Source organism: Haladaptatus sp. DJG-WS-42, assembly GCF_037198285.1.
In the GTDB taxonomy this organism is placed as follows: domain Archaea; phylum Halobacteriota; class Halobacteria; order Halobacteriales; family Halococcaceae; genus QDMS2.
The window spans coordinates 2073913-2099714 of record NZ_CP147243.1 but is presented as its reverse complement, the minus strand read 5'-3'; the positions used below and the strand labels follow the sequence as shown (position 1 = coordinate 2099714).

Genomic DNA, 25802 nt, shown 5'->3' with positions numbered 1-25802 from the left:
TATGTGGGAGCGTTGGGGGCAGTTTGCGGCTTTTTCGGTGGTGTTCGCACTTGTGGCTGTCGCCGTCGCTCCTAGTTTCGTGTTCGATACGGGCGAGCAGTTCGACGGGCCGAGTCAGGAACGCCTCGCACAACTCGAAGAGCAGATTCGCCCCGTCGAAGCGTCGTTTCGCCACGAGCAGGTAGACCGCGACGCGCAAGTCGTCGTGATGTTGAAACAGGGCGCGCCGCTTCCGACGGGCCATAGTCTCCAGATAGAGCGCGTAGAGGAGCGTGAAGGCATCCAGTATCTCCACGGTTCGATTCCGTATTCTGAGATTACGATGCTCTCTGCAGACCCGAGCACCGAAACCATCCTCATCGAGAGCCAACCGCACATGCCACGACTCAAAAATCGCGTGGCGGCAGGCGTCGAGACGATTGGCGCGGCTGCACTCCAGCAGGACGGAATCTCGGGTGAAAACGTGACTGTGGGCATCGTCGGAAGGGGCTTTCGCGTGAGCAGCCCCGAAATCGCAGACTCCGTCGGCGCGTACCGGACGTTCTCGACCGAAGACTCGCCACCTGCTGCAGACGCACACGGCACAGCGGTCGCAAGCATCGTCGCGGACACCGCGCCGAACGCGACGCTCTATCTCGCGGACGTTGGCACAGAGACGACGACCGACGAGTACGACGCAGCGGTGACGTGGTTACTTGATTCTGAGGCGGACATCATTCTCGATGCGGGCAGCTACTTCGACCACGGTGAGAGCGAGTCCACAATCAACGACATCGCTGCTCGCGCGAGCGAAGAGGTGCTGTTTGTCACCTCCGCCGGAAACTACGCAGACCGCCACTGGCAAGGCAAACTGACCGACTCAGACGAGCCGTGGGTCGCGTTTGCAGACGGTGTCGAAGGCAACGCACTCGCCGGTGGCGACCCCGTCAAGGGCGAGGTACACCTGACGCTTTCGTGGAACACGAGCGAGGACTACGACCTCTATCTGCTTCGTGAAACCGGCGGGCAAGACACCGTCGTCGCCAAATCGACCAGCCGCGAAGCAGGGCTCGAACGCATCTCCGTGGTGGTTCCCGAAGGCGAGTACTACGTTGCCATCTACGGCGAGGACACCACCGGGAACGCGACGCTCAACCTGTTTTCGACCAGCCACACGCTGACGTATGCGACCGCGGAGGGGAGTCTCGCCGCCCCGGCGACCGCGCCGTCGGTGGTGACCGTGGGCGCGAGCGAGAACGGGTCGGTTGCCGCGTTTAGCTCGCGCGGGCCGACCGCAACGGGCGACCCCGGCGTTGACCTCGTCGCGCCGGGTGGGGTTGGCGGCGTTGACATCGCGGGCGTCTCCGCTGGGACGTCCGTGTCGGCGTCCTACGTCGCGGGGGCTGCTGCACTCGTGAAATCCGCGTACCCGAGCCTGTCGAGCGATGAGATTGCCAACTTGCTCACCGAGTCGGCCACCGACATGGACGCAGACGGTGTGGATGCGGCGAGCGGCTACGGCGAAATAAACGTCTCAGCGGCCTACGAACGGGCGAAAGAGGCCTACGAACCGCGCGATACCGGCATGGCCACCGAGCCCTAATCCGTTTTCCAGTAGAGCAAGCCGAAGATGAGCGCCGCGCCCGCCTCAGAGAGCTTCGAGGCGGCGTCTAAGGGCACTTCGACGAGGTGCTGAATGACCGTCGTGAGGATGCCCCCGCCGTGGGTGTGGCCGCCTGCGGCGAGGAACACTTGACCGTGGTTGACGACGGTGTGCCAGAGCACCCAACTGCCGATGTAGGTGCACATCATGGCAATCCCGAGGAGGTAGAGGTTCTTGCGGGGGAGAAGCCCGTTGAACAGCGCGTAGAGGCCAACAAGGACGACGACGGCGGACACCGTGAACAGAAATGGGCGTGGGTCAGGGAACGCCGCAGAGTTCAGATAGTAGGAGACGGCGCTTGGGCGAGCGTAGATGAGCACGCGGGGGATGCCAAGAAAGAGGTGGACGCCCACCGAGATGAGAACGAGTTGCGCCGCGATGAATTCGAGGACGCGGACGGTTCCCTTGTCCATGCCCGCGGCTTTGGCGCGACGGGGTAAGAGGCAATCGGTTTTCACTCTCGCGTGCGCAAGCGCACGACGCGCACGGGCGCTGTGTGGCGGTTTTACGGCGAAAAGTATAGAAACAACCTGCGCGTAGGTCGGTGGTAATGACTGCAATCTCGCGGGGTGTTGCCTCGTGGAGCTGATAATTACAGAAAAGGACATCGCTGCCCGCCGCATTGCCGACATTCTCTCCGGCGAGCACGCGAGCGTCGAGCGCGAACACGGCGTCAACGTCTATCGCTGGGCAGACAAGCGCGTCATCGGGCTGTCCGGCCACGTCGTGGACGTGGACTTTCCGCCCGAGTATTCAGACTGGCGCGACGTCGAGCCGGTCGAGCTCATCGGCGCACAGGTCGTCAAAACGGCGACCAAAGAGAACATCGTCCGCACACTGCGCCTCTACTCGCGGAAGGCAGACGCGGTCACGATTGCGACCGACTACGACCGCGAAGGCGAGTTGATTGGCAAGGAAGCCTACGAACTCGTCCGCGAAGTGAACGAAGACGTACCCGTCAGGCGCGTGCGCTTTTCCTCGATTACGCAAAACGAGGTTACGAAGGCGTTCAACGACCCTGACGACCTCGACTTCGACCTCGCGGCCTCCGGCGAGGCACGACAGATTATCGACCTCGTGTGGGGGGCAGCACTCACACGCTTCCTCTCGCTTTCGGCTCGGCAGTTGGGCAACGACTTCATCAGCGTGGGTCGCGTCCAGAGTCCGACGCTCAAACTCATCGTCGACCGCGAGCGCGAAATCGAGGCGTTCGACCCTGAAGACTACTGGGAGCTGTTTGCAGACCTCACCAAAGACGCCGAAGCGTTCGAAGCGCAGTACTTCTACGAGGCAGACGACGGCACGGAAGCAGAGCGGGTTTGGGACGAAGCCACTGCTGCTGAGGTGTTCGAGACGCTCCAGACGGTGGACGCGGCGACGGTCACGTCGGTCAACCGCCGGACGCGCACCGACGACCCGCCAGCGCCGTTCAACACGACGCAGTTCATCCGCGCGGCGGGGTCGCTCGGCCACTCGGCAAAGCGCGCGATGAGCATCGCAGAAGACCTCTACACCTCCGGGTTCATCACCTATCCACGGACGGACAACACGGTGTACCCGAACGACTTGGACGTGCGCGACTTACTGGAAACGTTCCAGAACCACCGCACCTTCGGCGAGGACGCGAAATCGCTGCTGGAGGTCGAGGACATCGAACCGACCCGGGGCGACAGCGAGACGACCGACCACCCGCCGATTCACCCGACGGGCGAGATTCCGACACCGACCGAAATCAGCGAGGCGGAGTGGGAAGTGTACGAACTCGTCGTTCGTCGCTTCTTCGCGACGTGTGCAGACCCCGCGAAGTGGGAACACCTGCGCGTGGTCGCGGAGGCAGAAGGCCTCAGCCTCAAAGCGAACGGCAAGCGCCTGCTCGAACCCGGCTACCACGCCGTCTATCCGTACTATTCAACCAACGAGAACTTCGTCCCCGACGTGGACAAAGGCGAGGAACTCGCGGTCAGCAACGTGCGAAACGACTACAAACAGACCCAGCCGCCGCGCAGATACGGTCAGTCACGGCTCATCGAGACGATGGAGAAGATGGGGATTGGCACGAAAGCGACCCGCCACGAAACCTTAGAGAAACTCTACGACCGGGGCTACGTCGAATCCGACCCACCGCGCCCGACCCGCCTCGCCATGGCCGTCGTGGAAGCGGGCGAAGATTACGCAGAAAACCTCGTCACCGAGGAGATGACGAGCCAGCTCGAAGCCGACATGCAGAAAATCGCCCGTGGCGAGGCCACGCTCGACGAGGTGACCACCGAGTCACGGGAGATGTTAGAGGAGGTGTTCGAGGAACTCGAAGCCTCCCGCGAGAAGATTGGCGAGCACATCCAGAAGTCGCTCAAGGCGGACAAGACGCTCGGGCCGTGTCCCGACTGCGGCAACGACCTGCTGGTTCGTCGCTCCCGCCGTGGTTCGTACTTCGTTGGCTGTGACGGCTATCCGGAGTGTACGTACACCCTCCCACTCCCCTCGACGGGCAAGCCACTCATCTTAGATGAGACGTGCGAGGACCACGAGTTGCGCCACGTCAAGATGCTCGCCGGTCGTCAGACGTTCGTCCACGGCTGTCCGCAGTGTAAGGCAGACGAGGCGGACGAACAGGAAGACGAAGTCATCGGCACTTGTCCGGAATGCGGTGAGGAACACGACGGCGAACTCGCCATCAAGCGCCTCCGGACGGGGTCGCGGCTCGTCGGCTGTACGCGCTATCCAGACTGTGATTACTCGCTGCCACTGCCACGTCGTGGCGAGATTGAGGTCACCGAAGAACGGTGTGAGGAACACGACCTGCCGGAACTCGTCGTTCACAGCGGCGACGAACCGTGGCAACTCGGTTGTCCGATTTGCAACTACGTCGAGTACAAGTCGCGCAACGAAGTGACAGATATTGAAGATTTATCGGGGGTCGGCAAGAAGACCGCAGAGAAGCTCAAAGATGCGGGCATCGAGAGCTTAGATGACCTGAAAAGCGCCAGCCCGGAAGACGTTGCAGACCAGGTACAGGGCGTGAGCGCAGACCGTGTCCGCGAGTGGCAAGCCCAAGCAGACTAAGGCCGAAGGGGTTTTAGTCAGCCGTTGGATTTGAAAGCGTATGCGAAATCCGTGGGATGACTGGGACCACATCGTGAAGCTCGACCCAGACAAGACACTCGCCGATGGCGAGACGTTCGAAGACGTGTGTGCGACGGGAACCGATGCCATCGAAATCGGTGGCACGACGGGCATGACCGAGGAGAAGATGGCTCGCGTCGTCGATGCCTGTGGAAAGTACGACACGCCGCTCTACATCGAACCGAGCCACGCCGGGGCGGTCGTCCACTCCGATTATCTCGACGGCTACCTCATCCCAGTCGTGTTCAACGCGGGCGACATGACGTGGATGACCGGCGCACACAAAGAATGGGTTCGCTTAGACGACAGCATCGACTGGGAGATGACGACGACAGAAGCCTACATCGTCCTCAACCCCGAGTCGTCGGTCGCTGAGTACACGCAAGCGAACTGCGACCTCGAACCGGACGACGTGGCGGCCTACGCCGAGGTGGCAGAGCACATGTTCGGGCAGGAAATCGTCTACATCGAGTACTCGGGTACGCTTGGCGACCCAGAGACCGTAAAGGCGGCTCACGACGCCCTCGACGACGCGACGCTGTTCTACGGCGGCGGCATCGGTGATTACGACACGGCCTACGAGATGGCGGAAGTCTCCGATACCATCATCGTTGGTGACCTCGTTCACGACGAGGGCGTTGATGCCGTCGAAGCGACCGTTCGCGGCGCAAAAGACGCGAACTAACTGCTGAGAGTTTTCCGGCGTTCGACGACCACACAGCACCAGGTGTCGGCAATCTGGGCCGGTAGCGGTGCAGAACACCGTATTTAAATAATGTGGCCACTGGCAGATTGTTCGACAAATTTACCAGATAGCGGAGACATAGTATTTGAACCACTATATGGATTAACCCGAATATACTACCCCTAGAACGCCCATCTAGATATTGCAGACACTCAGTATTTCAAAACAATTTTGTATTTATGTGCCGCCGAAACCCGAATGACTATATACTGGTTCGACTCACAAGCGAATGTAGAAAATCCGCAGTCAACACGATGCACGCACGTATTTGAGCACCCCCATATTTCACCCCACCTACGATGGATTCACACCAAACTGCTAACCGAACGGTACCGTTGCACGAGCAACACGCAAAGGCCTATCACAGCTACCACGAACCGGGCAACGACGGCATCGGAACGACAATCATGGACGCGCTCACGTCGATTAGTGAGCAATCACCGAACGAACTTGGCCCGCTCAACGACGTCATCGACCCTGACGCCCTTGACCGCCTGTTTCACGCTCAGCCGGACGGACGACCGCGCGGCGCTGGGTACATCCATTTTTCAATCCAAAACTACGAGGTGAGCGTCCACAGCAGCGGCCACATCTCGATTACACCCCACCACGAAACCACGGTACGGCTCGCAGACCAGCGTTAGACGAGCTTCGAGAGCTGTGCGTCGAGATTCTGTCTGAACGTGGCATCGGTCGGCAATGGCACCCACGAGTACGAATACACGTCACCGACCTCTTCGCCCCGACCCGTGACGGTGTGGTCCCACGCGTCGCGCTGCTCATCGACTTCGAGGTGAAAGAAATATCTGCGGTAGTGTTTCAGGCGGTCTGCTTTCTCGCGCGTCCACGTATCTGCACCGAGTGGGCGGATGGCTGAGAAGTCGGTGAGCCCGCTTTCCTCTGCGACCTCTCTGAGCACGGCTTCGTACGGCGACTCTGCGTGCTCGATGGTGCCTTTTGGAATCTGCAGACCGGAAACGGCAGCCTCGTTGAACACGAGCAACTGCGGGCAGCCATCGACCTCTCGGGTGACGTAAGCACAGGCTTTGGGGACAGTGTCCACCCACTGTGAAATCATGGGAAACAAAAACGAGAGCCGTCACATTAGTTACTCTCGACCTAAAGACCATCCCGATTGTTGGTCATTCGATAAGCGACTCAATTGAGGTCATATCCTTCCCGCCGCGTTGGCGGGTGTAGAGATAGTGGACGACCGTGATACCAATGACGCCGATCGCGATGATGAACGCGACAGAGGTGCCGTTCATCGAGTTAAATGGTGGAAACTGCAGCCATAACCCAACAAGCAAGAACAAACTGACGACCGAGAGGACCGCGTAGTAGAGCGGCCACGGAAGCGTCGGCGCTGGCTCTGAGTCGAGATAGCGAGACAGTTGGGTTGCCTTGGCGGTGAGTTCTGCAATACGGGCGTCGCTATCGTAGCGAACGATGTCGAACTCGGCGAGTTTGGGCAGATGCGTCTGGTAGAGCGAGATGTAGACTCGTCTGGTCTCTTCATCAGTGATGGCGTCGAGTGGCTCACCACTTTCCCACGCGGCGATGTGTGTCGCCAACTCTTTCAGCTCTGCTTTTCCCTCGTGCGAGTAGAGGTAGTAGATGACGTATCTACGCCGAGAACTGCTCAATACCTCGAATATGTTATCTTTTGAGAGTGTATCCGTCGTCTGTGACATGTTCAGCTCCTGAGAGCGACCACGGACATCCCTGCCCACCCTTGTGTGCATCATGTGCCCGAACAACCACCTATACTTGAGCGACCGACTTTGTTACAGAGTCGTTATAAACCACCGATTAATGATACGTCAGGAACAGGTATCTCCTAATCGGTGTGGTTACCGTGGTGAAAGCAGATACTATTTTGCCCGTATCTGCCTTATTCGCCCGAACTGGGCGTGTTATGGCGTTTATTCAGATTGAACGGAACGTGTTCGCGAAAGCATGCATTACACGACAGCGTACAGATACAACCCGGATAGTGTTTCGCAATTAACAGACATTCACGGGTGGATAACAAAATCCCTAGCGCAAGTATTGCTTTACATGTCAATGGAGATGTTCGAACTGACAGGCTTCCAGCGTGACCTGCTGTACGTCATTAACGGCAAAGACAAACCGTCAGGGCAGACAATCAAAGAAGAACTCGAACAGTACGTCGGGGAAATCAACCACGGGCGACTGTATCCAAATCTCGATACCCTTGTCGAAAAGGAGCTGGTAGAGAAAGGGCAGATCGACCGGCGCACGAACTATTACAACATCACCCAACGGGGGAAAGACCTCATCGAAAAGCGCCGCGAATGGGAACGTCAGTATCTAAGCGCCGTGATGTAACCGGGAGACATGGGAGCGACAGACTGTCCGCGGGCTGTCACAGTTCGAACACTCCTATTGCAGTATCGCACGGATAACATCGCTTTTTCTCATGTGGACTCTCGCCAGTAGCCACAGCCAGACGGCAGATAGCTTCCGACTAACAAAGCAGATTCCTCGCGTGTACCAGCCAAGAATGAACGCGGAGACCCACGACCGATTCGACACGCCCACGACAGCCAGAGGGAGCTGATGAAACCGTTGAGCGTCGGACTCGGCAGTGAAACGAGCGACCGCCGACTGCCGTGGGACGTGAGCATCGTCATCGTTCTCGTCATCCTCTCACAGGTCATCATCCTGCTCGACGCGGCGTCGCCGGTTCGCATCCTTCTCTCACTGCTTGCGTTAGCCTTCCTTCCAGGGTTCGCCCTGACGACGGTCGCATTTCCGGGACACACACACCGTCATGACGAGACCGCCGACACAGACCGCGTGGTACCAAGTCTTGACATCGCAGAGCGCCTCGCGCTCTCGGTGGCATTCAGCCTCGTGGTCGTGATTCTCACCGCGTTTTTCATCTCGCAGACAGCCTTTGGCCTCTCAGTTGGTCCGCTCGTCACCGCCGTCTCGTTCCTGACGATTAGCTTCTCACTGCTCGGGGCGTTGCGCCGGTTGCGCGTGCCAGAAGCAACCCGGTTCGCGTTGGTTCCTCACGAACAGTACGAGGCGATTCGGTGCTGGCACCAGCAAACCGAGTCCGTCGATGTCGCGATTACGCTCGTATTGGTGGTCGCTATCGCCGGGTCGCTCACAGGGCTTGGCTTTGCGCTCGTCGCACCGGAGTCGGGTGAAACGTACACCGACTTCCAATTGCTCGCAGAAGAGAACGGTCAGCTCATCGCTGGAGGATATCCAACCGAGTTGGTTCGCGGCGAGTCGGCTGAGTTGGTGTTTGCTGTCTCGAATTTCGAGCAAGAATCGGTCACCTACACCGTCGTCGTCCAGATACAGCGCGTGAACGAGGCGGGACAGGTGACGGGAACCGCCGAACTCGACCGCTTTTCTGAGACAGTTGCGGAAGGCGACCGCTGGGTTGCTCCGCACGCGGTGACGCCCGAGACGACGGGCGACGACCTCAGAATCGCGTACCTCCTCTACAAGGGGGACGCCCCGGAGACGCCGACGCAGGCCAACGCTTACCGGCAACTCTATCTCTGGGTGACGGTTACTGAGGCTGCCTAAGTATGTGGCCCTGGGAACACCTCGCGGTTGGCTACCTCGTGTATTCACTGTCCGTGCACCTCACCCACCGCAAAGGTCCCTCTGCGGGTGCCGCCCTCGCCGTGGCGCTTGGGTCGCAGTTCCCAGACCTCATCGACAAACCGCTTGGCTGGACGTTCGCCATCCTCCCGAGTGGGACGTCGCTCGCTCATTCGGTGCTCATTGCCGTCCCGGTGGTCACGCTCGTGTGGATTGTCGCGCTGTTTCGCGGGCGACGAGACGTTGGAACGGCGTTCGGCGTTGGGTATCTGCTTCACCTTCCAGCCGACGCGCTGTATCCGCTCGCGCTTGGCAGCCCGCCGAAGTTTGATTCGTTTTTCTGGCCGCTCATCCAAGTCGAGTCGAGCACGCGCCCCGGCTTGCTTGCGAACTTCATCTACTACTTCGGCCAGTACGTGGACGTGCTTGGAACGCCGGAAGCCACAGCCTACCTCCTTTTCGAGTTCGGGCTGCTGTTTGCTGCGTTTGGTCTCTGGCTGCTCGATGGCCACCCCGGACTCTCGCTTTCGGGCCGGCGGCGTCGTGAGCGATCGGCTCCGCGAGACTGAGCAGATTAACGACTGATATATTCGAAAATCGCACGACAGTACGCCCGGTTTGTCATTCCTTTCTGCAAATAAATCCCAGACTTCCGATGGTCAGTACCTGAATAACAAAGCGCGAAAAGAGGCATTCAGATAACAAGCCCACCACCAACACGGGGTATCGTGGAAACGGGGGGAGGGCAGGGAGTTATGAGTCACAGCTACGATAACAGTCAGCCGGTGAATGCGGGGGAACAGACACCGCAACAAGTACAGCTTGGAGACCACTGCCGTATCGAAGACGGCGTCTATCTTGCGACCGCCTACGACGTACACAAACGTCCAACGACCATCGGCAACTGCGCGGCCATCCGCGCGGGAACCAACATCTACGCCGACGTGACGATTGGCGACAATCTCAGAACTGGTCACAACGCAGTCATCCGCGAGGGAACCACCATCGGTGATGACGTGCTCGTCGGAACCAACACCGTCATCGACGGGCAGACGACCATCGGCTCGCGCGTGAGCCTGCAGACAAACGTCTACATCCCGACGAACACCACCATCGGTAACGACGTGTTCGTTGGCCCGGCGGTCACGATGACCAACGACATGTACCCGATTCGAAAGGAGTTCGACTTGGTTGGGCCGACTCTCGAAGACGGTGTTTCGGTTGGCGCGAACGCGACGATTCTGCCGGGCGTCACTGTCGGCAAAGCGTCCTTTATCGCCGCTGGAGCGCTCGTCGTAGAGGACGTGCCACCGCGCACGCTCGCCCTCGGCGTGCCCGCGACCTACCGCCCGCTGCCGGAGTCGCTGCAGGGAGGAAATCAGATCGCATGATGTCGATTCCCGACCAGCGAATCCACCTCGCCGACCCACGCATGGGCGAAGAAGAAATCGCGCGCGTCGTCGCCGTTATGGAAAGCGGCCAGCTCGCAGACGGCCCGGAAGTCCGGGCGTTCGAAAACGAGTTCGCCGCCTACTGTGGCGCGGCCCACGGCGTCGCCGTCTCGAACGGGACGACCGCCCTCCACGCCGCCTTCATCGGCCTCGGGCTCGGACAGGGGTCTCGCATCGTCACCTCCCCGTTCTCGTTTATCGCGAGCGCAAACGGCATCCGCCTCGCGGGCGCTGACGTCGGCTTCGTCGATATCGACCCGGCGACGTACAACATCGACCCGCACGCGCTCGAAGCACAGCTTCGCGCGGGCGAACAAATCGACGGCGTGCTCGCCGTCCACCTCTACGGCCTGCCCGCGGATATGGCGCACCTTGCCGAACTCCGCGATGAGTTTGGATTTGCCCTCATCGAGGACGCCGCCCAAGCACACGGCGCGACGGTGAACGGAACGCGCGTTGGCTCGCTCGGCGACGCCGCCTGCTTCTCGTTCTACCCGACGAAAAACATGACCACCGGCGAAGGTGGCATGATTCTCACCGACGACGAGGCGGTTGCAGAGCGCGCCGCGCGCTACATCAACCACGGTCGTGTGGGCACCTACGAACATTCAGAGGTTGGGCACAATTTCCGACTCACCAGCATCGGCGCGGCCATCGGGCGCGCCCAGTTAGAAAAACTCCCAGCCTTCACGCAGGCGCGACAGGACAACGCCGCCTTCCTCACCGAGGCACTCGCAGACGGTGACGTTGTCACGCCACACGTGCCCGCAGACCGGACGCACGTCTACCACCAGTACACGATTCGGACTGAGAACCGCGACGGGCTCATGGCACACCTCGATGAGTGGGGAATCGACTCGGGCGTCTACTACCCGAAACCAATCCATCAGCAACCGGCCTATGCGGACATCACGTTCCACGCGCCGGAATCGGAGCGCGCAGCGAACGAAGTGCTCTCGCTGCCGGTCCACCCGACGCTCTCGGCCGAGGACGTCCAGCGTATCGCGGATGCGGTGACCGTCTACACGGAGGGACAACTATGAGCCAGACAAACGGCACACTGAACGCAGGCGTTATCGGAACCGGCGTGATGGGACGCAATCACGTCCGCATCTATAGCGAACTCTCGAAAGTCCACCTCGTTGGCGTCTGTGACGCGAACGAAGCGGCCGCCCACGACGTGGCAGAAACCTTCGGGACGACCGCACTCTCGCTGGACGAAATCATCGAGCAAGCAGACCTCATCTCGATTGCCGTTCCGACCCAGTTCCACTACGAAGTGGCGCGCAAGTGCATCGAGAGCGGCGTCCACGTCCTCATCGAAAAACCGTTCGTTGACGACTTAGCCCAAGGGCGCGAACTCATGGAACTCGCCGAAGAATACGGCGTCATCATCCAAGTCGGCCACATCGAGCGGTTCAACCCAGCCGTGGGCGCGCTGCTCGAACTCATCTCCGACCTCGATGTCATCGCCATCGAAGCCCACCGCCTTGGCCCACCGCTGGCGCGCCAAATCGAAGACAGCGCCGTGATGGACCTCATGATTCACGACATCGACATCCTCCTGACGCTCGTGGACAGCCCCATCGAGCGGATTTCGGCAACCGGGGCGCGCGGGGTGCAACACGCAACCGCGCAAGTCGCCTTCGAAAACGGCGTCCTTGGCGTGCTCACCGCGAGCCGCCTCACCCAGAAAAAGGTGCGGACGCTCAACGTCACCGCCCGCGAGTGCCAGATTGAAGTCGATTATATCGACCAGACGGTGCGCATCCACCGCCAGTTCCACCCGCAGTACACGGACGAGAGCGGGAAGATGCGCCAGCGCTTCGAGAGCGTGACCGAACGGCCGCTCGTCGAGACGGGCGAACCACTCAAACGCGAACTCAGCGCGTTCATCGACGCGGTCGCAACCGGCAGCCAGCCGCTCGTGACCGCAGCGCAGGCGCTTCGCGCAATCGAGGTCGCCCGCGAAATCGACGGGCTCGCGTCTGCGAGCGAGATGAAAGCAAAGGTACTCACCGAATGAAGGGACTCTACAACTCGACTGCATCGCCCGAAGACCAACGTCACGCACTCGTATCGGGAGAGATTCCCGTCTCCGTGTTCGGACTCGGGAAGATGGGGCTCCCGCTCGCTGCGTGCTACGCAGAGGCAACGAGCAACGTCATCGGCGTGGACGTAAACCCCGCCGTCGTCGAGGCCATCAACCGCGGCGAGTGCCCCATCGAACGCGAACCCGGCCTCGACGAACTCGTCGCCGAACTCGTGATGGACGGGAAACTCCGCGCGACGACGGAAGCCGACACTGCGGTCGCAGAGGCCCGCGTCCACGTCGTCATCGTGCCGACGCCAATCACCGAGGAGAAAGACCCCAACCTCTCGATTCTCGAAGATGCGGTCGGGAAAATCGGGCGCGGCCTCAAGCCGGGCGACCTCGTCGTCATCGAGTGCACCGTGCCGCCGGGCACGAGCAAAGACCTCGTCGTCCCGCTGCTCGAAGCAGAGAGCGGACTCTCGTTTGGCGAATTTGGGGTCGCGTTCTGTCCGGAGCGCACCTCGAGCAGCCGCGCCTTAGAGGACATTCGCGGCGCATACCCGAAGGTCGTCGGTGGCGTGGACGCAGAGAGCGCCCGTGTGGCCGAACTCATCTACCACGAAATCAACTCGAACGACGTGCTCGTTGTCTCGGATGCGACCACCGCGGAGGCCGTGAAGCTGTTCGAAGGCCTCTACCGCGACGTGAACATCGCGCTCGCAAACGAGCTGGCCCGCCACGCAGACGACCTCAGCGTGGACGTGAACGAAGCCATCGAGGTGGCGAACAGCCAACCGTTCTGCCACCTCCACTCGCCGGGGCCGGGCGTTGGCGGCCACTGCATCCCCTACTACCCGTACTTCGTCATGCGCCGGGTGGAAGGCGACATGCCGTTGCTCCGCACCGCTCGCGAGGTCAACGACAGCATGCCCGAGTTCACCGCCGGAAAAATGCGCGAGGAACTCGAAGCCAGCGGGAAGCAGATTGCGGAATCGACCATCCTCGTGCTCGGGCTGACCTACCGGCCAGCCATCAAAGAGACGCGCGCCGCACCCGCAAAGCCGCTCATCGAGTCGCTCCGGCGGATGGGTGCACACGTACTCGCGGTTGACCCCATCTTAGACGACACGAGCGAGTTCGACGCGGTTCGCGTCTCGCTCGACGACGAGGAAGCCTACGACGTGGATGGTGTGATTCTCGTCACGCCACACGAGGAGTTCGATGATATCGACTGGTCGCGCTTCGACAACGTGGCCGTCATCGACGGACGCGGCACCCTCCACGGGCGGGCGGCAGACCACCGCGTCTACACTATCGGGAGTCGATAGATGTACCGCGGGCAACGTGTCGGCATCGTCGTGCCCGCATACAACGAGTCACAACTCATTGGGACTGTCATCGAAACGATTCCTGAGTATATCGACCGGATTTACGTGTTTAACGACCGCTCGACCGACCACACGTGGGACGTAATTCAAGAGAGCGCGGCCAGAGCAAACCAGACGGTGGCGAGCGAAGCGGGCTACGACCAGCGGGTCGTCCCGATGGACAACCCACGAAACGTGGGCGTTGGCGGCTGTGTGAAACAAGGCTACGCGCTCGCGCTCGCAGACGGCCTCGACATCGTCGCGCGAATGGACGGCGACGGGCAGATGGATCCAAGCCAACTCCCGCGCATGCTCGACCCCATCGTCGACGACGTGGCCGACTTCGTGAAGGGAAATCGCCTTTGGTACAAAGAGTACCGCGAGGGGATGAGCCGGTGGCGGGTGTTCGGCAACTCGATTCTCACCGGCCTGACGAAGGTTGCAAGTGGCTACTGGAAGATGGTTGACCCGCAAAACGGCTATTCTGCAATCTCTGTGGATGCGCTCAAGACCATCCCGTTCGAGGAGCTCTACGAGGGCTACGGCTTCGAGAACGACTTGCTCGTCATGCTCAACGTCTACGACCAGCGGCTCGCTGAGGTTGCCCATCCCTCGATTTACGGCGACGAAATCAGCGATATTCGCTACTCGACGTTCGTCCCGCACCTCTCGTACATCCTGTTTCGGACGTTCCTCTGGCGGCTTAAGATGAAGTTCTTCGTCTACGACTTCCACCCGGCGGTGTTCGGCTACATCTTCGGGTTGTGTGGCCTGCTCATCGGCATCGTCGCCGCCGCACTCACCATTCGCGACGCGCTTACCGGCGTGGCGATGATGGCCGACGTGATGTTGACGATTACGATGTTCTGGCTCTCTGCGCTCTTGCTCATTCTCGCGGTGAGCGCTGACGTCGAACGAAACGCGCACCTCGTCATCCTCGTCCATCACAAGCCGGGTGACGGACAGGGTGACCACGCGATGGAACCCGTCTCTCGCTCGGTGTCGCCGCCAGCCGAATCCTCGCCCGCTATCGAACCGAACCGACGTGATACGCAATGAAAATCTGTGCTGTCGTGGGCGCACGCCCACAGTTCATCAAGGCGTTCCCCGTCTCGCAGGCGCTGCGCCGCGACCACGAGGAAGTACTCGTCCACACCGGCCAACACTACGACGAAACGATGTCTGCGGTGTTTTTCACCGAACTCGGGATTCCAGAGCCGGACTACAACCTCGGCGTTGGCTCCGGGCCACACGCTCGCCAGACGGCGGCGATGATGGAGAAGCTGGACGCCGTGTTCGACGACGAACAACCAGATGTGGTGCTCGTCTACGGCGATACCAACTCGACGCTCGCCGCAGCGATGGTTGCAGCGAAGCGAGACTGCCTGCTCGCGCACGTCGAAGCCGGGCTCAGAAGCTTTAATCGAGAGATGCCAGAGGAGGTAAACCGCGTGCTCACCGACCACGCGTCTGACCTGCTGTTCGCACCGACCGAGACGGCCGTATCGCACCTCGCAAACGAAGGCATCACCGACGGTGTCCACCTCACCGGCGATGTGATGTACGACGCCATCCTCGCGGTCCACGACCGGGCGATGGCGGAGTCACCAATTCTCGACTGTCTCAATTTGCGTGACGGCGAGTACCTCCTCGCAACAATCCACCGCCCAGCGAACACGGACGACCCGAAAACGCTGAAGCGAATTATCCAGACACTCGGTGATGCGCCACTCCCGGTCGTGTTCCCGGCACATCCACGTACCGTCGCCCGGTTAGAGGAGTTCGAACTGCTCGACATGGCCCACAACAATCTGCGGCTCATCTCGCCGGTTGGCTACCGCGACCTCGTCCGCCTGCTCGCGGGCGCAGAGCGCGTGGCGACCGATTCCGGCGGGATTCAAAAAGAGGCCTTCTTCCTCGACACGCCCTGCGTCACCCTCCGCGAGGAGACTGAGTGGGTGGAGACGGTCGAGGCCGGGTGGAACATCCTTGTTGGCGCAGCCCCTGACGCGATTCGTGCCGGGTTGACCCACGAGTTCGCGTTGAATGTGGACGCAAAGCCAACGCCCTACGGCGACGGACACGCTGCCGCGAAACTCTCAGACATACTCTCTCGTGAAGCGCCGCTCGCCGTGAAAAATTGACTCAGGCGGCGGTATCTGAATGCGCTGCTTGTTCGAGCGATTCTGCACGTTCTTTGAGCGCCGCGTTCACGGCGTTGAAGTTTCGCTCGGTCTGACTGCTCATGAGGCGGTTGAACGGGCCGACGAGCAGTCCCGAGAACGTTTCTGACTGCGTGAACCGTGAGCGACCGTCGCCGAGGTCGTCGATAACGAAGCGGTGTTCGCCGTCGAACAGGCCGTTCACGTAGAAATGTCCGAGCCAGCGCAACTCGCGATTCTCGTCTGCGGTGAGCACGCGCGGTTTGAACGTCGGCAATCGTCCGGCAGCGGGACCGGGGCTGACATGGAGGCGCGAGCCGACCGTTGGCTGGCCGGAGATGTGCATGTAGTCGTTCCACCCCGGATAGCTCGAAAAGTCAGTGAGTACCTGCCAGACCGTTGCTGGTGGGGCGTCGATGTCGACGGAGGTGGTGAGTTCTGCCATGCGATACATAACGTCGGCTGAGGTGATAGCACTCACCAAACTGTGGGGAACAGAAGACTGTCAGCGCGGCGTGGAGAACAGTCAGGCAGCGGGTCTGACGGGGGTGATGTCTGCGGTGAGGTCGAGGCCGGTTGTGTCGCCCAACTGCTCTGCAACGCTCACGATGAGGTCGGTAAGATTCACGTTGTCCGCGACGTAGGCATCGCGTTTTTCGGCCCACTCGTCTTTCGCAGCTTCGTCTGCGACGAGCGCGGTGGCGGTGTCGAGCACGTCATCGAACGCCCGGATGTTGTAGATGAGGCCGTGGGCGGCGAGGTCGGTGAAGTTGCCCATGTCGTCTGCGCCCACCCACGAGTTCGACCGGATGGCGGGCGTCCCGAGCAAGGCGGCTTCCGTGACCATCGTCTGGGTGTCTGCAACAAGTAAATCAGCAGCGGCGAGGGCATCGTGGAGCAAGCCCGGATGCAACGCGAAGCGTCGTGCCGGAAGGGTGTCAAACTCCATCGCCTCCGATTCGTCTGAGACGAACACCGTGACGTGGGCCGCGAGCGCTTCGATGAGTTCGCGGCGCTGAGCCGGACTGAATCCGGCGTGGCCAACGTCGTGGTGTGAGCCAAAGGCGTTGAAGCGGACGATGGCGAAGCGTTCGGTGGGGCCGAGGCCAAGCAGCTCGCGGATGTCGGGATTCGGCGCGTACACGTCCGGGTGGAGATAGGCCGTCTCTTTGAAGCCCGCAAAGCGGACGTGTTTCGCGCCGAGGTCTTTGTGGAAGGCGCGTGGCGTCAGTATTGCCGTGGCGAACGGGCGGGAGACGAAGTGGTCGATGTTCGTTGGCTCAGAGTCGAGGATGAGGACGACGGGTGTGCGCGAGACCGCCCCGGCGAACGCGGCGTACGACCCCATCCCGAAGATGAGGTCGGGGTCGAAGCGACGAGCCTCCCGGAAGATGGTGGCAAACTGACTGGGCAAATTTCGGAGCAGTGAGTTTTTCGACGGTCCGCATTTCCCGTAGACGCGGTACGGCAGTTCGTAGTACGAAAGTAACGGGACGGTGACGCCGTAATCCCTGCCGAGGACGAGGACGTCGTGTCCCGCGGCTTCGAGGCGACGGACGGCGTGTTTGTAGAGGTGGACGTGGGCGGGGGTGTTTGTAAAAAACAGGTATCGCATCTCTGCCAGAAACAGGTGGGCGAGCGGCGTTACTAATCGGCGCATATTTTCCCAGAGTCACTGTAAGGGCGACATAATGTGGTGGGGGTAGAGAACCGCGATTCGACCGGTTTCTATAAGCAGTCATTACAGTCACGCAATCGCGCACACGCTCGCCATAACAATTCGTTGTGACTCCCTTTGTTCGGTGAATGACGTCCGCTCCGGGTCACGCCGTCGAAGCCGAATCGCTACTCGCGGAGACGCTCCGATACGCCCGAACGCGGTCGTACACCGGCTGGGACTACGCAGACGGCATGAGCAGCCAGCTGCTTGAGGCGATTCCCATCGAGAACCAGTGGCTCAATCTCGTGATCCAAGAGGGGATAAAACGCGCCCCGATAAACCTCAGACGGCTGTTTCTCGTCGAACAACGCCAGAGCTTCAAGGGGAGTGCGCTGTTCGCGCTCGCAAACCGAAACGCCAGCCTGCTTGGGCTCGACGAGGTGGACTACGACGCGGAAGCCACGCGACTCGCAGACTGGCTCGGAGACAACCGTCGAGCGGGCTATCACGGCTTCTGTGGCGGTCACGCTCACGCCCTCCAAGACCTCGGCAGCCGGCGCTTACCTACCGAAGGCGACGTGGTTTCGACCACCTACGGCGTGCGTGCGCTCCTCGCGCTGTCGGCGTTCGACCCCGAGTACGCGACGCTGGCAGAGAGCGCCGCGGAGTTCCTCACGCGCGACCTCAACTACACGGAAACCGCCGATGGAGCCTACATCACCTACGTCGCCGCTGAGGACGCGACCTACCACACGCTGAACGCCATCGCGCTTGCGGCGAGCCTATTCTGTGATCTCTACGAGCACACGGGAACCGAGGCGTACGCCGAAAAGGCGACTGCGTTGCTCTCGTTCGTCGTCGCCCGCCAAACTCCCGTGGGCGGCTGGTACTACCGCGACCCACGAGAGGCGTCGCACCTCTCGATGGACGGCCACCACAACGGCTTCATCATCGAGTGTCTCCTGCGCTACGCAGAACAGGTCGATGCAACGCGGTTTTCTCCGGCGCTCGACCGCAGTCTGCAGTTCTACCGCGACCACCTGTTTGAGCGAGACGGCGCGCCCCGCTGGGACGAGAAACGAACCTTCCCGCGCGACATTCACGCCGCCGCACAAGGTATCATCGTGTTCACGCGAGCAGGTGACCTCGCCTTCGCGGCGCGGATTCTCGAGTGGACGCGAAAAACGCTCTACGCGGGGGATGGCCGGTTTTACTACCGCAGAGAGCGGTTTTACACGAGGCGCATCGTCTTGATGCGCTGGGCAGAGGCGTGGATGGCCTACGCCATTTCTGCGTACGCACTAGCGTACAGAGAAGCGAACGTACAGCCACCGGAGGCGACCGATGTGCGCTGAAGAAAACACGGCTTTCAGGACGTGTATGTGCATTATTCCTGCTATAACAAAGCCTGTCTGTGGGCTGATAGAGACAAGGAGCCGTCTGTGCACCCAGATCGAACAAATTTAGAGCGGATGGAATCTGCGGTTGACCGACTGGTAGACGGCGCATTCACGAAACACCGTCACGATGTCGTGGTCGATAGCTCGTACGCCCGACGTCGTGGCGAAAAAGTCGCACTCACAATCGGCTTTCTTGGCCTCATGGCGGCGGTGTTCGTCGCCCGCGGCAACCCGGCGACGAACTACGAGCTCTCGATTTACCAGGCAACGCCCGTCGGCTACTGGGTCGGCGTCGGCGTCGCACTACTCATCTCGATTATCATTGCCTTCTACGCGTCGGGCCGCACCGTCCGCACCGCGAGCGTGCTGCTCGCCGGGGCCGCGACAACGTCCATCGTTGGCCTGCCGCTGATTCGGGGCTACTACTTCTACGGACTGCTCGACGCACTCATCCACCTCGGCTGGGCGCGCTCGCTCAATGCAGGGGTGTTCACCGTCTACAGCATCCCCTATCCGGGGAGCCATCTGTTCGCGGCCACGCTTTCTCGTGCAACCGGCGTCGCAATGCCGACCGCGATGATGCTCACCGTCATGGTGTTTCTCGTCCTCTACTTCATGTTCGTCCCGCTCACCGCGCGGCTCATCTTCCCCGACCAGCGCGTGACGACAATTGCGGCGTTTTCTGCACTGTTATTGCTGCCCATCAACAGCCTCGCAACCCACCTCTCCTTTCACCCGTTCACGCTCGCGACGCTGTTTTTCCCCGTCTTCCTCTTCCTCATGGTCAAGCACATGGTACACGAGGCAGACGACGACCGCCTCCCGCGCCGCATCACCGCAGTCACGCTGCTCATGCCCGCGACGGCGTTCGTCCTCGTCATCCTCCACCCGCAACTCACGCTCAACGTCCTCCTGTTTGTCTTCGGAATAGTTGGCGTCCAACTGCTCTACCGACTCGCCCGCCCGGAGAATCCAACCGCCTACTACCGCGTCATCTACGGACAGGCGCTCATCTTGCTCATCATCTTCGTCTTCTGGGTTGACCAGCACCAATCGACGTTCAACACGCTAGACCAGACGCTCGCAGCCATCGAAGGGCTGTTCTTCGGCACTGAAGTCGCAGGCGAGGTCGTGAGCACACAGTCCGACTCTGCGAGCGACATCGGGGTGAGCATCTTTGAGCTGTTTCTCAAGTTGTTCCTCGTGAGCGCGGGCTACCTCGCGCTCGCGGCCATGCTGGTACTGGGTCGGATTCGCGGGAAGCGAACAGCAAGCCGCATCGACAGCATGCTCCCCTTTTTCTTGTGGGGGTCGCTCGCGCTCGTCCCCATCGTGGCCGCCCAGTTCATCGGTGACGTTTCGACGTACTTCTTCCGTCACCTCGGCTTTGGGATGGTCATTGCCACGATTCTCGGCGCGGTTGGCGTCCATCAGTTCAACCGCTCGCTCGACACCTCGTCGGTGCGCACGTTGCTCCGCCCTATCTTACTGATGTGTGCGGTGTTCGTCGTCGTGCTCTCGGTCGTGAGCATGTTCCCCTCGCCGTACATTTTCCTCCCCGGCCAGCACGTCTCGGCCCAGCACATGGAGGGCTACCAAGCGTCGTTCAACGCCCAGCCAGCTGACAAGACGATTTGGTACGCCGCGATTCGTACCGGGATGGACCGGTATGAGGCGGCCTACTACGACGAGCCGTTCGTCGTCCACAGTGGCCCCGTGACCGAGGAGGGGATGCTCACCGGGTTGAAGGGGTACTTCGAGACCCATCCAGAGGAGGTCGTCAGGCGCAACCACTGGCTGGTCATCACTGAGACAGACATCGAACGCGAGGTGGTCGCGTACAAGGAGCTTCGCTACTCACGCGAGAGTTTCGCCGCGATAACCCGCGAGCGTAACGTCCACCTCGTGCAGTCGAACGGCGAGTTCTACGAGTTCTACGTCGAGATCGGCTTGCGCCCGCCCGTCCCCGAAGGGACGTTCAGGTAGCCCTCGTGAGCCAGCAAACCCATCCATGAACCCAAAACCCGAGATTGCAGTGCTCGTCGTTGGCCCAGCAAACAGAGAGACCGGTGGGATTGCGCGCTACATCGCCGCACAGCACGAGCACCTGCCGCCGTCGGTGCGGATGGAGACCTACGATGTCGCGCCCAGCGCAGATGGTAAGGGGCGGTGGTGGCTCGCGCGTGAGTTGCTCCACGCGGGCAAGCGCGCCCTGCGCTTTCCGTTTCAGTCGCGCCCAGACATCGTCCACGTCCACACCTCACACGAGCGGTCGTTCTATCTCTCGTCGTGGTTCGTGTTCGTCTCGCGCTACCTGTGGCGACGCCCGACGGTGCTCCACGTCCACGGCTCTGCGTTCGACACGTTCGTCCAGTCAGAGTCGTGGCTGGTGCGCGTTCTCCAACGACGGGTGTTCGCCGCCGCGACCGCGATAATCGTCCTCTCTGTGTATTGGAAGCACATCCTCGAACCCGTCTCCGGTCGGACGCAGTTGTTCGTCCTTCCGAACGCCATTGACCCTGATGAGTACGACCCACACTTCGACGTGACGCCCCCCCACGTCGTATTTATCTCGAATCACGTTGAGCGAAAGGGGATTCGTGAGTTCGTAACGGCAGTCGAACAGTTGACCGACGCCGGACTGGCGTTTCGCGTCACGATTGCCGGAAAAGGCCCGCTTTCACACCTCGCAGAGGGGCTTGCCGCGCGGTATCAGAGCGTCTCCTACGTCGGATACGTGAGTGAAGCCGAGAAGCGCGCACTGCTCGACAGCGCCTCGATTTACGTTCTCCCGACGCACGCAGAGGGGCTGCCGATTGGGATTCTTGAGGCAATGGCGGGCGGCAACGCGATTCTCTCCACGCCGGTTGGCAGCATCCCTGAACTCATCCGCGCTGAAAACGGGCGACTCGTCACGCCGGGAGCTGCAGACGCCCTCACAGCGGCGCTGTCGGCGCTCCTCGCAGACCCGAAGCTGGTTCGGAACATGGCCCAGCGAAATCGCACGCTCGTCGAAGAGGGGTACACCTGGCAGGAGGTTGCCGTTCAGTTGACCGCGCTGTACGCCCGCCTGCTCGGCCGTCCATACGAGATAGACCGAGACACCCCACCGGTCGTTATCGAGTGAATCGGTGGTGTAGTCGCTGATTAACAATGCCCATCCCCCGCCTTGTTGGCGATAGTAACGATGGTCACAGACACCAGTAGCCGGGCGCTCATCCTCGGCCTCGACGGGATTCCGTGGAACCTCATCGAAAAATGGGCGGAGACCGGGGACCTGCCGAATTTTGCACGACTCATCACCGAGGGGGCAAGCGGGCCACTCGAAAGCTCGAAACCGGCGAACACCCCGGTTGCATGGCCATCCATCGCGACCGGGACGTGGCCAGACCGCCACGGCATCTACGAGTTCATGAAGGTAGCGGGAAACTACACCCAGCGTCCCTACACGCGAAACGACATCCGTGAGCCGACGCTCTGGGAGATGCTCACGCCCGCAGTGGTGGCGAACCTGCCAATGACCTACCCGCCCGCCCCCATCGACGGGAAACTCGTGACCGGGATGATGACGCCCTCACTCTCTGCGCGCTTTGCCTCGCCAAAATCGCTCGAAGCGCAAATCAAGCGCGAGATTCCGGACTATCAAATCGAACTCAAGTGGCACGAGTACGACGGGCGAAAATCCGAGTTTCGTTCCGCGCTCACGAAACTCGTTGAGACCCGACGCAAACTGATGCGCCTGCTCATGGCAGACGATGAGTGGCGATTGTTCTTCTTCGTCTACGTGGCCCCAGACCGCCTCCAGCACCTCATCTGGGACGAGACGGTGATACTCGCGCACTACCAACTGCTCGATGAGATTCTCGGTGAAGTGATGGCGTACGCGACCGAGCGCGACGCAACGCTGTTCGTCGTCTCTGACCACGGTTTCGGCCCGATAGAGCGGGTCGTGAGCGTCAATCGATTGCTCGTCGAAGAAGGCTTCCTCGTCCCGAAATCACAGGCTGGGACCCGAGGCGTACTCTCGACTCTCGGCATCACGAAGCCACGCGTACTCGACGCGCTCGCCCGGATTGGACTCACCGAGCACCGACTGGTTCACGCGCTTCCAGCCGAACTCGTGACCGCCGCTGCCCGCCAGATTCCCGGCGCCCACGAACTCCACGACGTAGACCACAGCCAGACAACGGCGTTCCTCCACGGGCTTGGAAGCATCTACGTGAACGACACCGAACGGTTCGAGAAAGGTGTCGTCGCCCCCGCCGACAAAGCCCGGGTGAAAACCCACCTCATGGGGGTGTTAGAACAGCTGACCGACCCGGAGACGGGCGAGCGCGTGCTCACAGTGTACGACGGCGCGACGCTGAACGCTCGGGACCCTGACGGCCCGGACATCGTCGTGACGGCAAACGAGGGCTATCACATCGAGCCAACGCTGTCGCCACACATCATCGCAGATTCGCCGGTTGCAGAGGCCTACCACCGGCCGGAAGGTATCTTCCTCGCGTGGGGACCGGACATCGAAGCGGGCGTCTCTGTGCACGATGCGACGGTCGTGGATGTCGCGCCAACCGTGCTCCACGCAGCGGGCGAACCGGTTGCGAGCGCGGCGGATGGGCGCGTGCTCACGGAAATTTTCACGGCCGAATCCACACACGCGGTCGAAACCCGCGAGTACACGCGCTCGCAGGCCACTGGTGTGGTAGAAGAAGATTATCGCGACGTCGAAGACCGACTGCGCGGGCTTGGCTACCTCGAATAGGCGGTTCACAGCCGGGACGATTAAGCCGACAGAGAGCCAACCACTTCAGAAGCGAGTCCGTTACTGTTCGTCAGTGGGGGCGAGGGGACAGTCGTGGGTAACCGCCTGTATCATGGCAGAAGAAAACCACACAGACAGCAGTTTGCCAAGCGAGCACTCACTGCGCAGACTCCCGTTTTTTGGCGGCATGCGCAGAGACAGAGCCGTGTTGTGGGTGGTCGCAATCCTGTTGCTTCTCACCTTGTCGTTCATCGTCTGGCAGTTCATCGGAACGGTCGTCCTCGGCCTGTTCATGTACTACGTGACGCGGCCGGTGTTCCGACAGGTGCACAAACGCATCGAACGTCGCCTGTTTGCCGTCGTCGTCACGCTCATCATGGTGACGATTCCGGTGCTCGTCCTCGTCGGATGGGCGCTTGCCATCGTCATCAACGCCGTCTCACAGTTCCTCGATGCAGAGCGCCAAAGCGAGTTGACCGCGCTCATCGAACCGTATCTCGACCTCACGAGTGTCCTCCACGAATCGGAGGAGACGCTTCGCCTGCTCATCACGAACCCGGGCCAGCTCGCTGATTCCGGCCTCGGTGACGTGCTCTCCCAGCTTTCTGACGTGCTGGTTGCCTCGCTCTCGACGCTCTTGAACGTCGGCTTTCACGCCTTTATCGCGCTCTTGATTGCGTTTTTCCTCCTCAAAGACGACTACCGGATTGTGGCGTGGGGCAGACAGACGATTCTCAGAGACGACAACCCGCTCGAACACTACTTCGAGACGGTCGATGCGGATCTGAAGTCGATATACTTCGGGAACATTCTGAACGCACTTGCGACGGGCATTCTCGGCGTGGTCACCTACATCGTCCTCAACCTGTTCGCCCCGGACGCCGTTGCAATCCCCGAACCCGCGCTCGTGGGGTTGCTCGTCGGCGTTGCAAGTCTCGTCCCAGTAATCGGCATGAAACTCGTCTGGGTGCCGGTTGCGGTGTTCCTCTTCGCGCGGGCGGCGCTCGTCGCGCCCGAGGCGCTCTGGTTCCCGGTCGTGTTCAGCGTGGTCTCCATCGTGATTGTCGATACGATTCCAGACCAACTGCTTCGCCCCTACGTGAGCGGCCGGTCGCTCCACATCGGCGCGGTGATTCTCGCCTACACCTTCGGCCCGCTCCTGTTTGGCTGGTACGGCATCTTCCTTGGCCCGCTCATCTTGGCCGTCGTCTACGAGTTTTCGCGAATCGTCTTCCCGTGGCTCGTCAATCCGCACCGACAGCCAGACGAGGCCGAGCACGACGCAGCGGCGGATGCAGAGAAACTGCCCGCGCCAACCGAACCAGACGGAACCGACTCGCCGTCGCCAGCGGAGGGGAGCTAAGCGCGCACGGACTGCTTTGGATCGATTGCGCCTGACCCGATGAGCCGACCACGTCCGGTCGAGAATGCGTCACAATCGCAAAGAAATCCCGGAGGCAAACGGTATCGGTGTCCCTCGACCATAGAGGTGACAAAAATGAGACCCATAATCTCGGAGATAGGTGTGTAGTTGTATGTGAAATGACCTCATACAACACAGCGTGAAAAATGCTATTTATTTGAATAATCTGTCGATTGACTCGCTGTATTCCGAGTGTCTTGCGGAACGCACAGTTTTACGAAATGGACAGTCCAAACGGCTGCTCTGGCCAAATTCAGCCGCATGCACCCAGTTAATTTGGGAATAATACTGTCGCCAGTACAGTTAGGAACGGATGAATCATCTACTCGCTAGATAGGTTGTTTCCAAATATATTCACAGAAAAATTAGTATGTAAGTAAGACAATCATGGAATCGGACTAATGTCAGAAACAAAATATTTATGCCCTATAACTTGTCCTT

Annotated in this window: 23 protein-coding genes; 18 read left to right on the top strand and 5 right to left on the bottom strand. The window is 60.7% G+C overall.

Translation table 11 applies throughout. The features are described from left to right. The first annotated feature begins 1 nt into the window (after nucleotide 1). Nucleotides 2–1582 carry a S8 family serine peptidase gene (locus V5N47_RS11360; RefSeq protein ID WP_338727618.1) on the top strand — a complete coding sequence of 527 codons (1581 nt, stop codon included), beginning with the start codon at nucleotides 2–4 and terminating at the stop codon, nucleotides 1580–1582. Here V5N47_RS11360 and V5N47_RS11355 read toward each other — a convergent pair. Then, nucleotides 1579–2055, bottom strand: a complete 477-nt coding sequence (locus tag V5N47_RS11355) for a hypothetical protein (RefSeq protein WP_338727617.1) — start codon at nucleotides 2053–2055, stop codon at nucleotides 1579–1581. The genes V5N47_RS11360 and V5N47_RS11355 overlap by 4 nt on opposite strands. A gap of 166 nt (nucleotides 2056–2221) precedes the next feature. Here V5N47_RS11355 and V5N47_RS11350 point away from each other — a divergent pair, with 166 nt between their 5' ends. The 3 genes from V5N47_RS11350 (at nucleotide 2222) to V5N47_RS11340 (ending at nucleotide 6154) form a co-directional block, all read left to right on the top strand. Further along, nucleotides 2222–4705 (top strand): DNA topoisomerase I, encoded by a 2484-nt coding sequence (locus V5N47_RS11350; protein WP_338727616.1) that lies wholly within the window; start codon nucleotides 2222–2224, stop codon nucleotides 4703–4705. Between the two features lie 40 nt (nucleotides 4706–4745). Continuing rightward, complete coding sequence (locus V5N47_RS11345; RefSeq protein WP_338727614.1) at nucleotides 4746–5450, top strand: phosphoglycerol geranylgeranyltransferase; 705 nt, start codon at nucleotides 4746–4748, stop codon at nucleotides 5448–5450. A gap of 395 nt (nucleotides 5451–5845) precedes the next feature. Continuing rightward, a complete protein-coding gene (locus V5N47_RS11340; RefSeq protein WP_338727612.1) occupies nucleotides 5846–6154 on the top strand; it encodes a HalOD1 output domain-containing protein in 309 nt (102 codons plus the stop codon). On the opposite strand, the gene V5N47_RS11335 is transcribed toward V5N47_RS11340, so the two are convergent. Continuing rightward, nucleotides 6151–6588, bottom strand: coding sequence for an NUDIX domain-containing protein (locus tag V5N47_RS11335; protein ID WP_338727611.1), 438 nt, complete (start codon nucleotides 6586–6588; stop codon nucleotides 6151–6153). The two genes, V5N47_RS11340 and V5N47_RS11335, sit on opposite strands and share 4 nt — an antisense overlap. A gap of 64 nt (nucleotides 6589–6652) precedes the next feature. Further along, nucleotides 6653–7156, bottom strand: a complete 504-nt coding sequence (locus V5N47_RS11330) for a hypothetical protein (RefSeq protein WP_338727610.1) — start codon at nucleotides 7154–7156, stop codon at nucleotides 6653–6655. Nucleotides 7157–7583: 427 nt separating this feature from the next. Between V5N47_RS11330 and V5N47_RS11325 the strand changes: the two genes are divergently transcribed. The 9 genes from V5N47_RS11325 to wecB all read left to right on the top strand — a co-directional run bounded on the left by V5N47_RS11325 (nucleotide 7584) and on the right by wecB (nucleotide 16098). Beyond that, the gene (locus V5N47_RS11325; protein ID WP_332900075.1) at nucleotides 7584–7862 is read left to right on the top strand and encodes a PadR family transcriptional regulator; all 279 of its coding nucleotides are present in this window, start codon (nucleotides 7584–7586) and stop codon (nucleotides 7860–7862) included. A gap of 231 nt (nucleotides 7863–8093) precedes the next feature. Continuing rightward, nucleotides 8094–9083 carry a DUF1616 domain-containing protein gene (locus V5N47_RS11320; RefSeq protein ID WP_338727609.1) on the top strand — a complete coding sequence of 330 codons (990 nt, stop codon included), beginning with the start codon at nucleotides 8094–8096 and terminating at the stop codon, nucleotides 9081–9083. A 2-nt stretch (nucleotides 9084–9085) separates the two neighbouring features. Beyond that, the gene (locus V5N47_RS11315) at nucleotides 9086–9670 is read left to right on the top strand and encodes a metal-dependent hydrolase (protein WP_338727608.1); all 585 of its coding nucleotides are present in this window, start codon (nucleotides 9086–9088) and stop codon (nucleotides 9668–9670) included. A 186-nt stretch (nucleotides 9671–9856) separates the two neighbouring features. Further along, a complete protein-coding gene (locus tag V5N47_RS11310) occupies nucleotides 9857–10492 on the top strand; it encodes an acyltransferase (RefSeq protein ID WP_338727607.1) in 636 nt (211 codons plus the stop codon). Further along, entirely contained in the window at nucleotides 10492–11595 is a 1104-nt protein-coding gene (locus tag V5N47_RS11305; protein ID WP_338730294.1) for a DegT/DnrJ/EryC1/StrS family aminotransferase, read from the top strand. The genes V5N47_RS11310 and V5N47_RS11305 overlap by 1 nt, the downstream gene beginning before the upstream one ends. Further along, the gene (locus V5N47_RS11300; protein ID WP_338727606.1) at nucleotides 11592–12578 is read left to right on the top strand and encodes a Gfo/Idh/MocA family oxidoreductase; all 987 of its coding nucleotides are present in this window, start codon (nucleotides 11592–11594) and stop codon (nucleotides 12576–12578) included. The genes V5N47_RS11305 and V5N47_RS11300 overlap by 4 nt, the downstream gene beginning before the upstream one ends. Next, on the top strand, nucleotides 12575–13915 hold the full coding sequence (locus V5N47_RS11295; RefSeq protein ID WP_338727605.1) for a nucleotide sugar dehydrogenase: 1341 nt from the start codon (nucleotides 12575–12577) through the stop codon (nucleotides 13913–13915). Before V5N47_RS11300 ends, V5N47_RS11295 begins: the two co-directional genes overlap by 4 nt. Beyond that, entirely contained in the window at nucleotides 13916–15013 is a 1098-nt protein-coding gene (locus V5N47_RS11290; RefSeq protein WP_338727604.1) for a glycosyltransferase family 2 protein, read from the top strand. Beyond that, nucleotides 15010–16098, top strand: coding sequence for a UDP-N-acetylglucosamine 2-epimerase (non-hydrolyzing) (wecB, locus tag V5N47_RS11285; RefSeq protein ID WP_338727602.1), 1089 nt, complete (start codon nucleotides 15010–15012; stop codon nucleotides 16096–16098). The genes V5N47_RS11290 and wecB overlap by 4 nt, the downstream gene beginning before the upstream one ends. A gap of 1 nt (nucleotide 16099) precedes the next feature. Here the strand turns inward: wecB and V5N47_RS11280 are convergent, their stop codons facing one another. Together V5N47_RS11280 and V5N47_RS11275 are read right to left on the bottom strand one after the other, a co-directional pair. Further along, complete coding sequence (locus V5N47_RS11280) at nucleotides 16100–16561, bottom strand: SRPBCC domain-containing protein (RefSeq protein ID WP_338727601.1); 462 nt, start codon at nucleotides 16559–16561, stop codon at nucleotides 16100–16102. Nucleotides 16562–16642: 81 nt separating this feature from the next. Further along, nucleotides 16643–17731 (bottom strand): DUF354 domain-containing protein, encoded by a 1089-nt coding sequence (locus tag V5N47_RS11275; protein WP_338730293.1) that lies wholly within the window; start codon nucleotides 17729–17731, stop codon nucleotides 16643–16645. Between the two features lie 191 nt (nucleotides 17732–17922). On the opposite strand from V5N47_RS11275, the gene V5N47_RS11270 reads away from it, so the two are divergent. From V5N47_RS11270 to V5N47_RS11250, 5 genes are all read left to right on the top strand, one after another. After that, nucleotides 17923–19131, top strand: coding sequence for an antibiotic ABC transporter permease (locus tag V5N47_RS11270; protein WP_338727600.1), 1209 nt, complete (start codon nucleotides 17923–17925; stop codon nucleotides 19129–19131). A gap of 87 nt (nucleotides 19132–19218) precedes the next feature. After that, a complete protein-coding gene (locus V5N47_RS11265; RefSeq protein ID WP_338727599.1) occupies nucleotides 19219–21162 on the top strand; it encodes a hypothetical protein in 1944 nt (647 codons plus the stop codon). Nucleotides 21163–21187: 25 nt separating this feature from the next. Continuing rightward, nucleotides 21188–22303 (top strand): glycosyltransferase family 4 protein, encoded by a 1116-nt coding sequence (locus tag V5N47_RS11260; RefSeq protein ID WP_338727598.1) that lies wholly within the window; start codon nucleotides 21188–21190, stop codon nucleotides 22301–22303. Between the two features lie 60 nt (nucleotides 22304–22363). Then, nucleotides 22364–23938 (top strand): alkaline phosphatase family protein, encoded by a 1575-nt coding sequence (locus tag V5N47_RS11255; RefSeq protein ID WP_338727596.1) that lies wholly within the window; start codon nucleotides 22364–22366, stop codon nucleotides 23936–23938. A 112-nt stretch (nucleotides 23939–24050) separates the two neighbouring features. Then, nucleotides 24051–25301 carry an AI-2E family transporter gene (locus tag V5N47_RS11250; protein ID WP_338727595.1) on the top strand — a complete coding sequence of 417 codons (1251 nt, stop codon included), beginning with the start codon at nucleotides 24051–24053 and terminating at the stop codon, nucleotides 25299–25301. The last annotated feature ends 501 nt before the right edge of the window (nucleotides 25302–25802 follow it).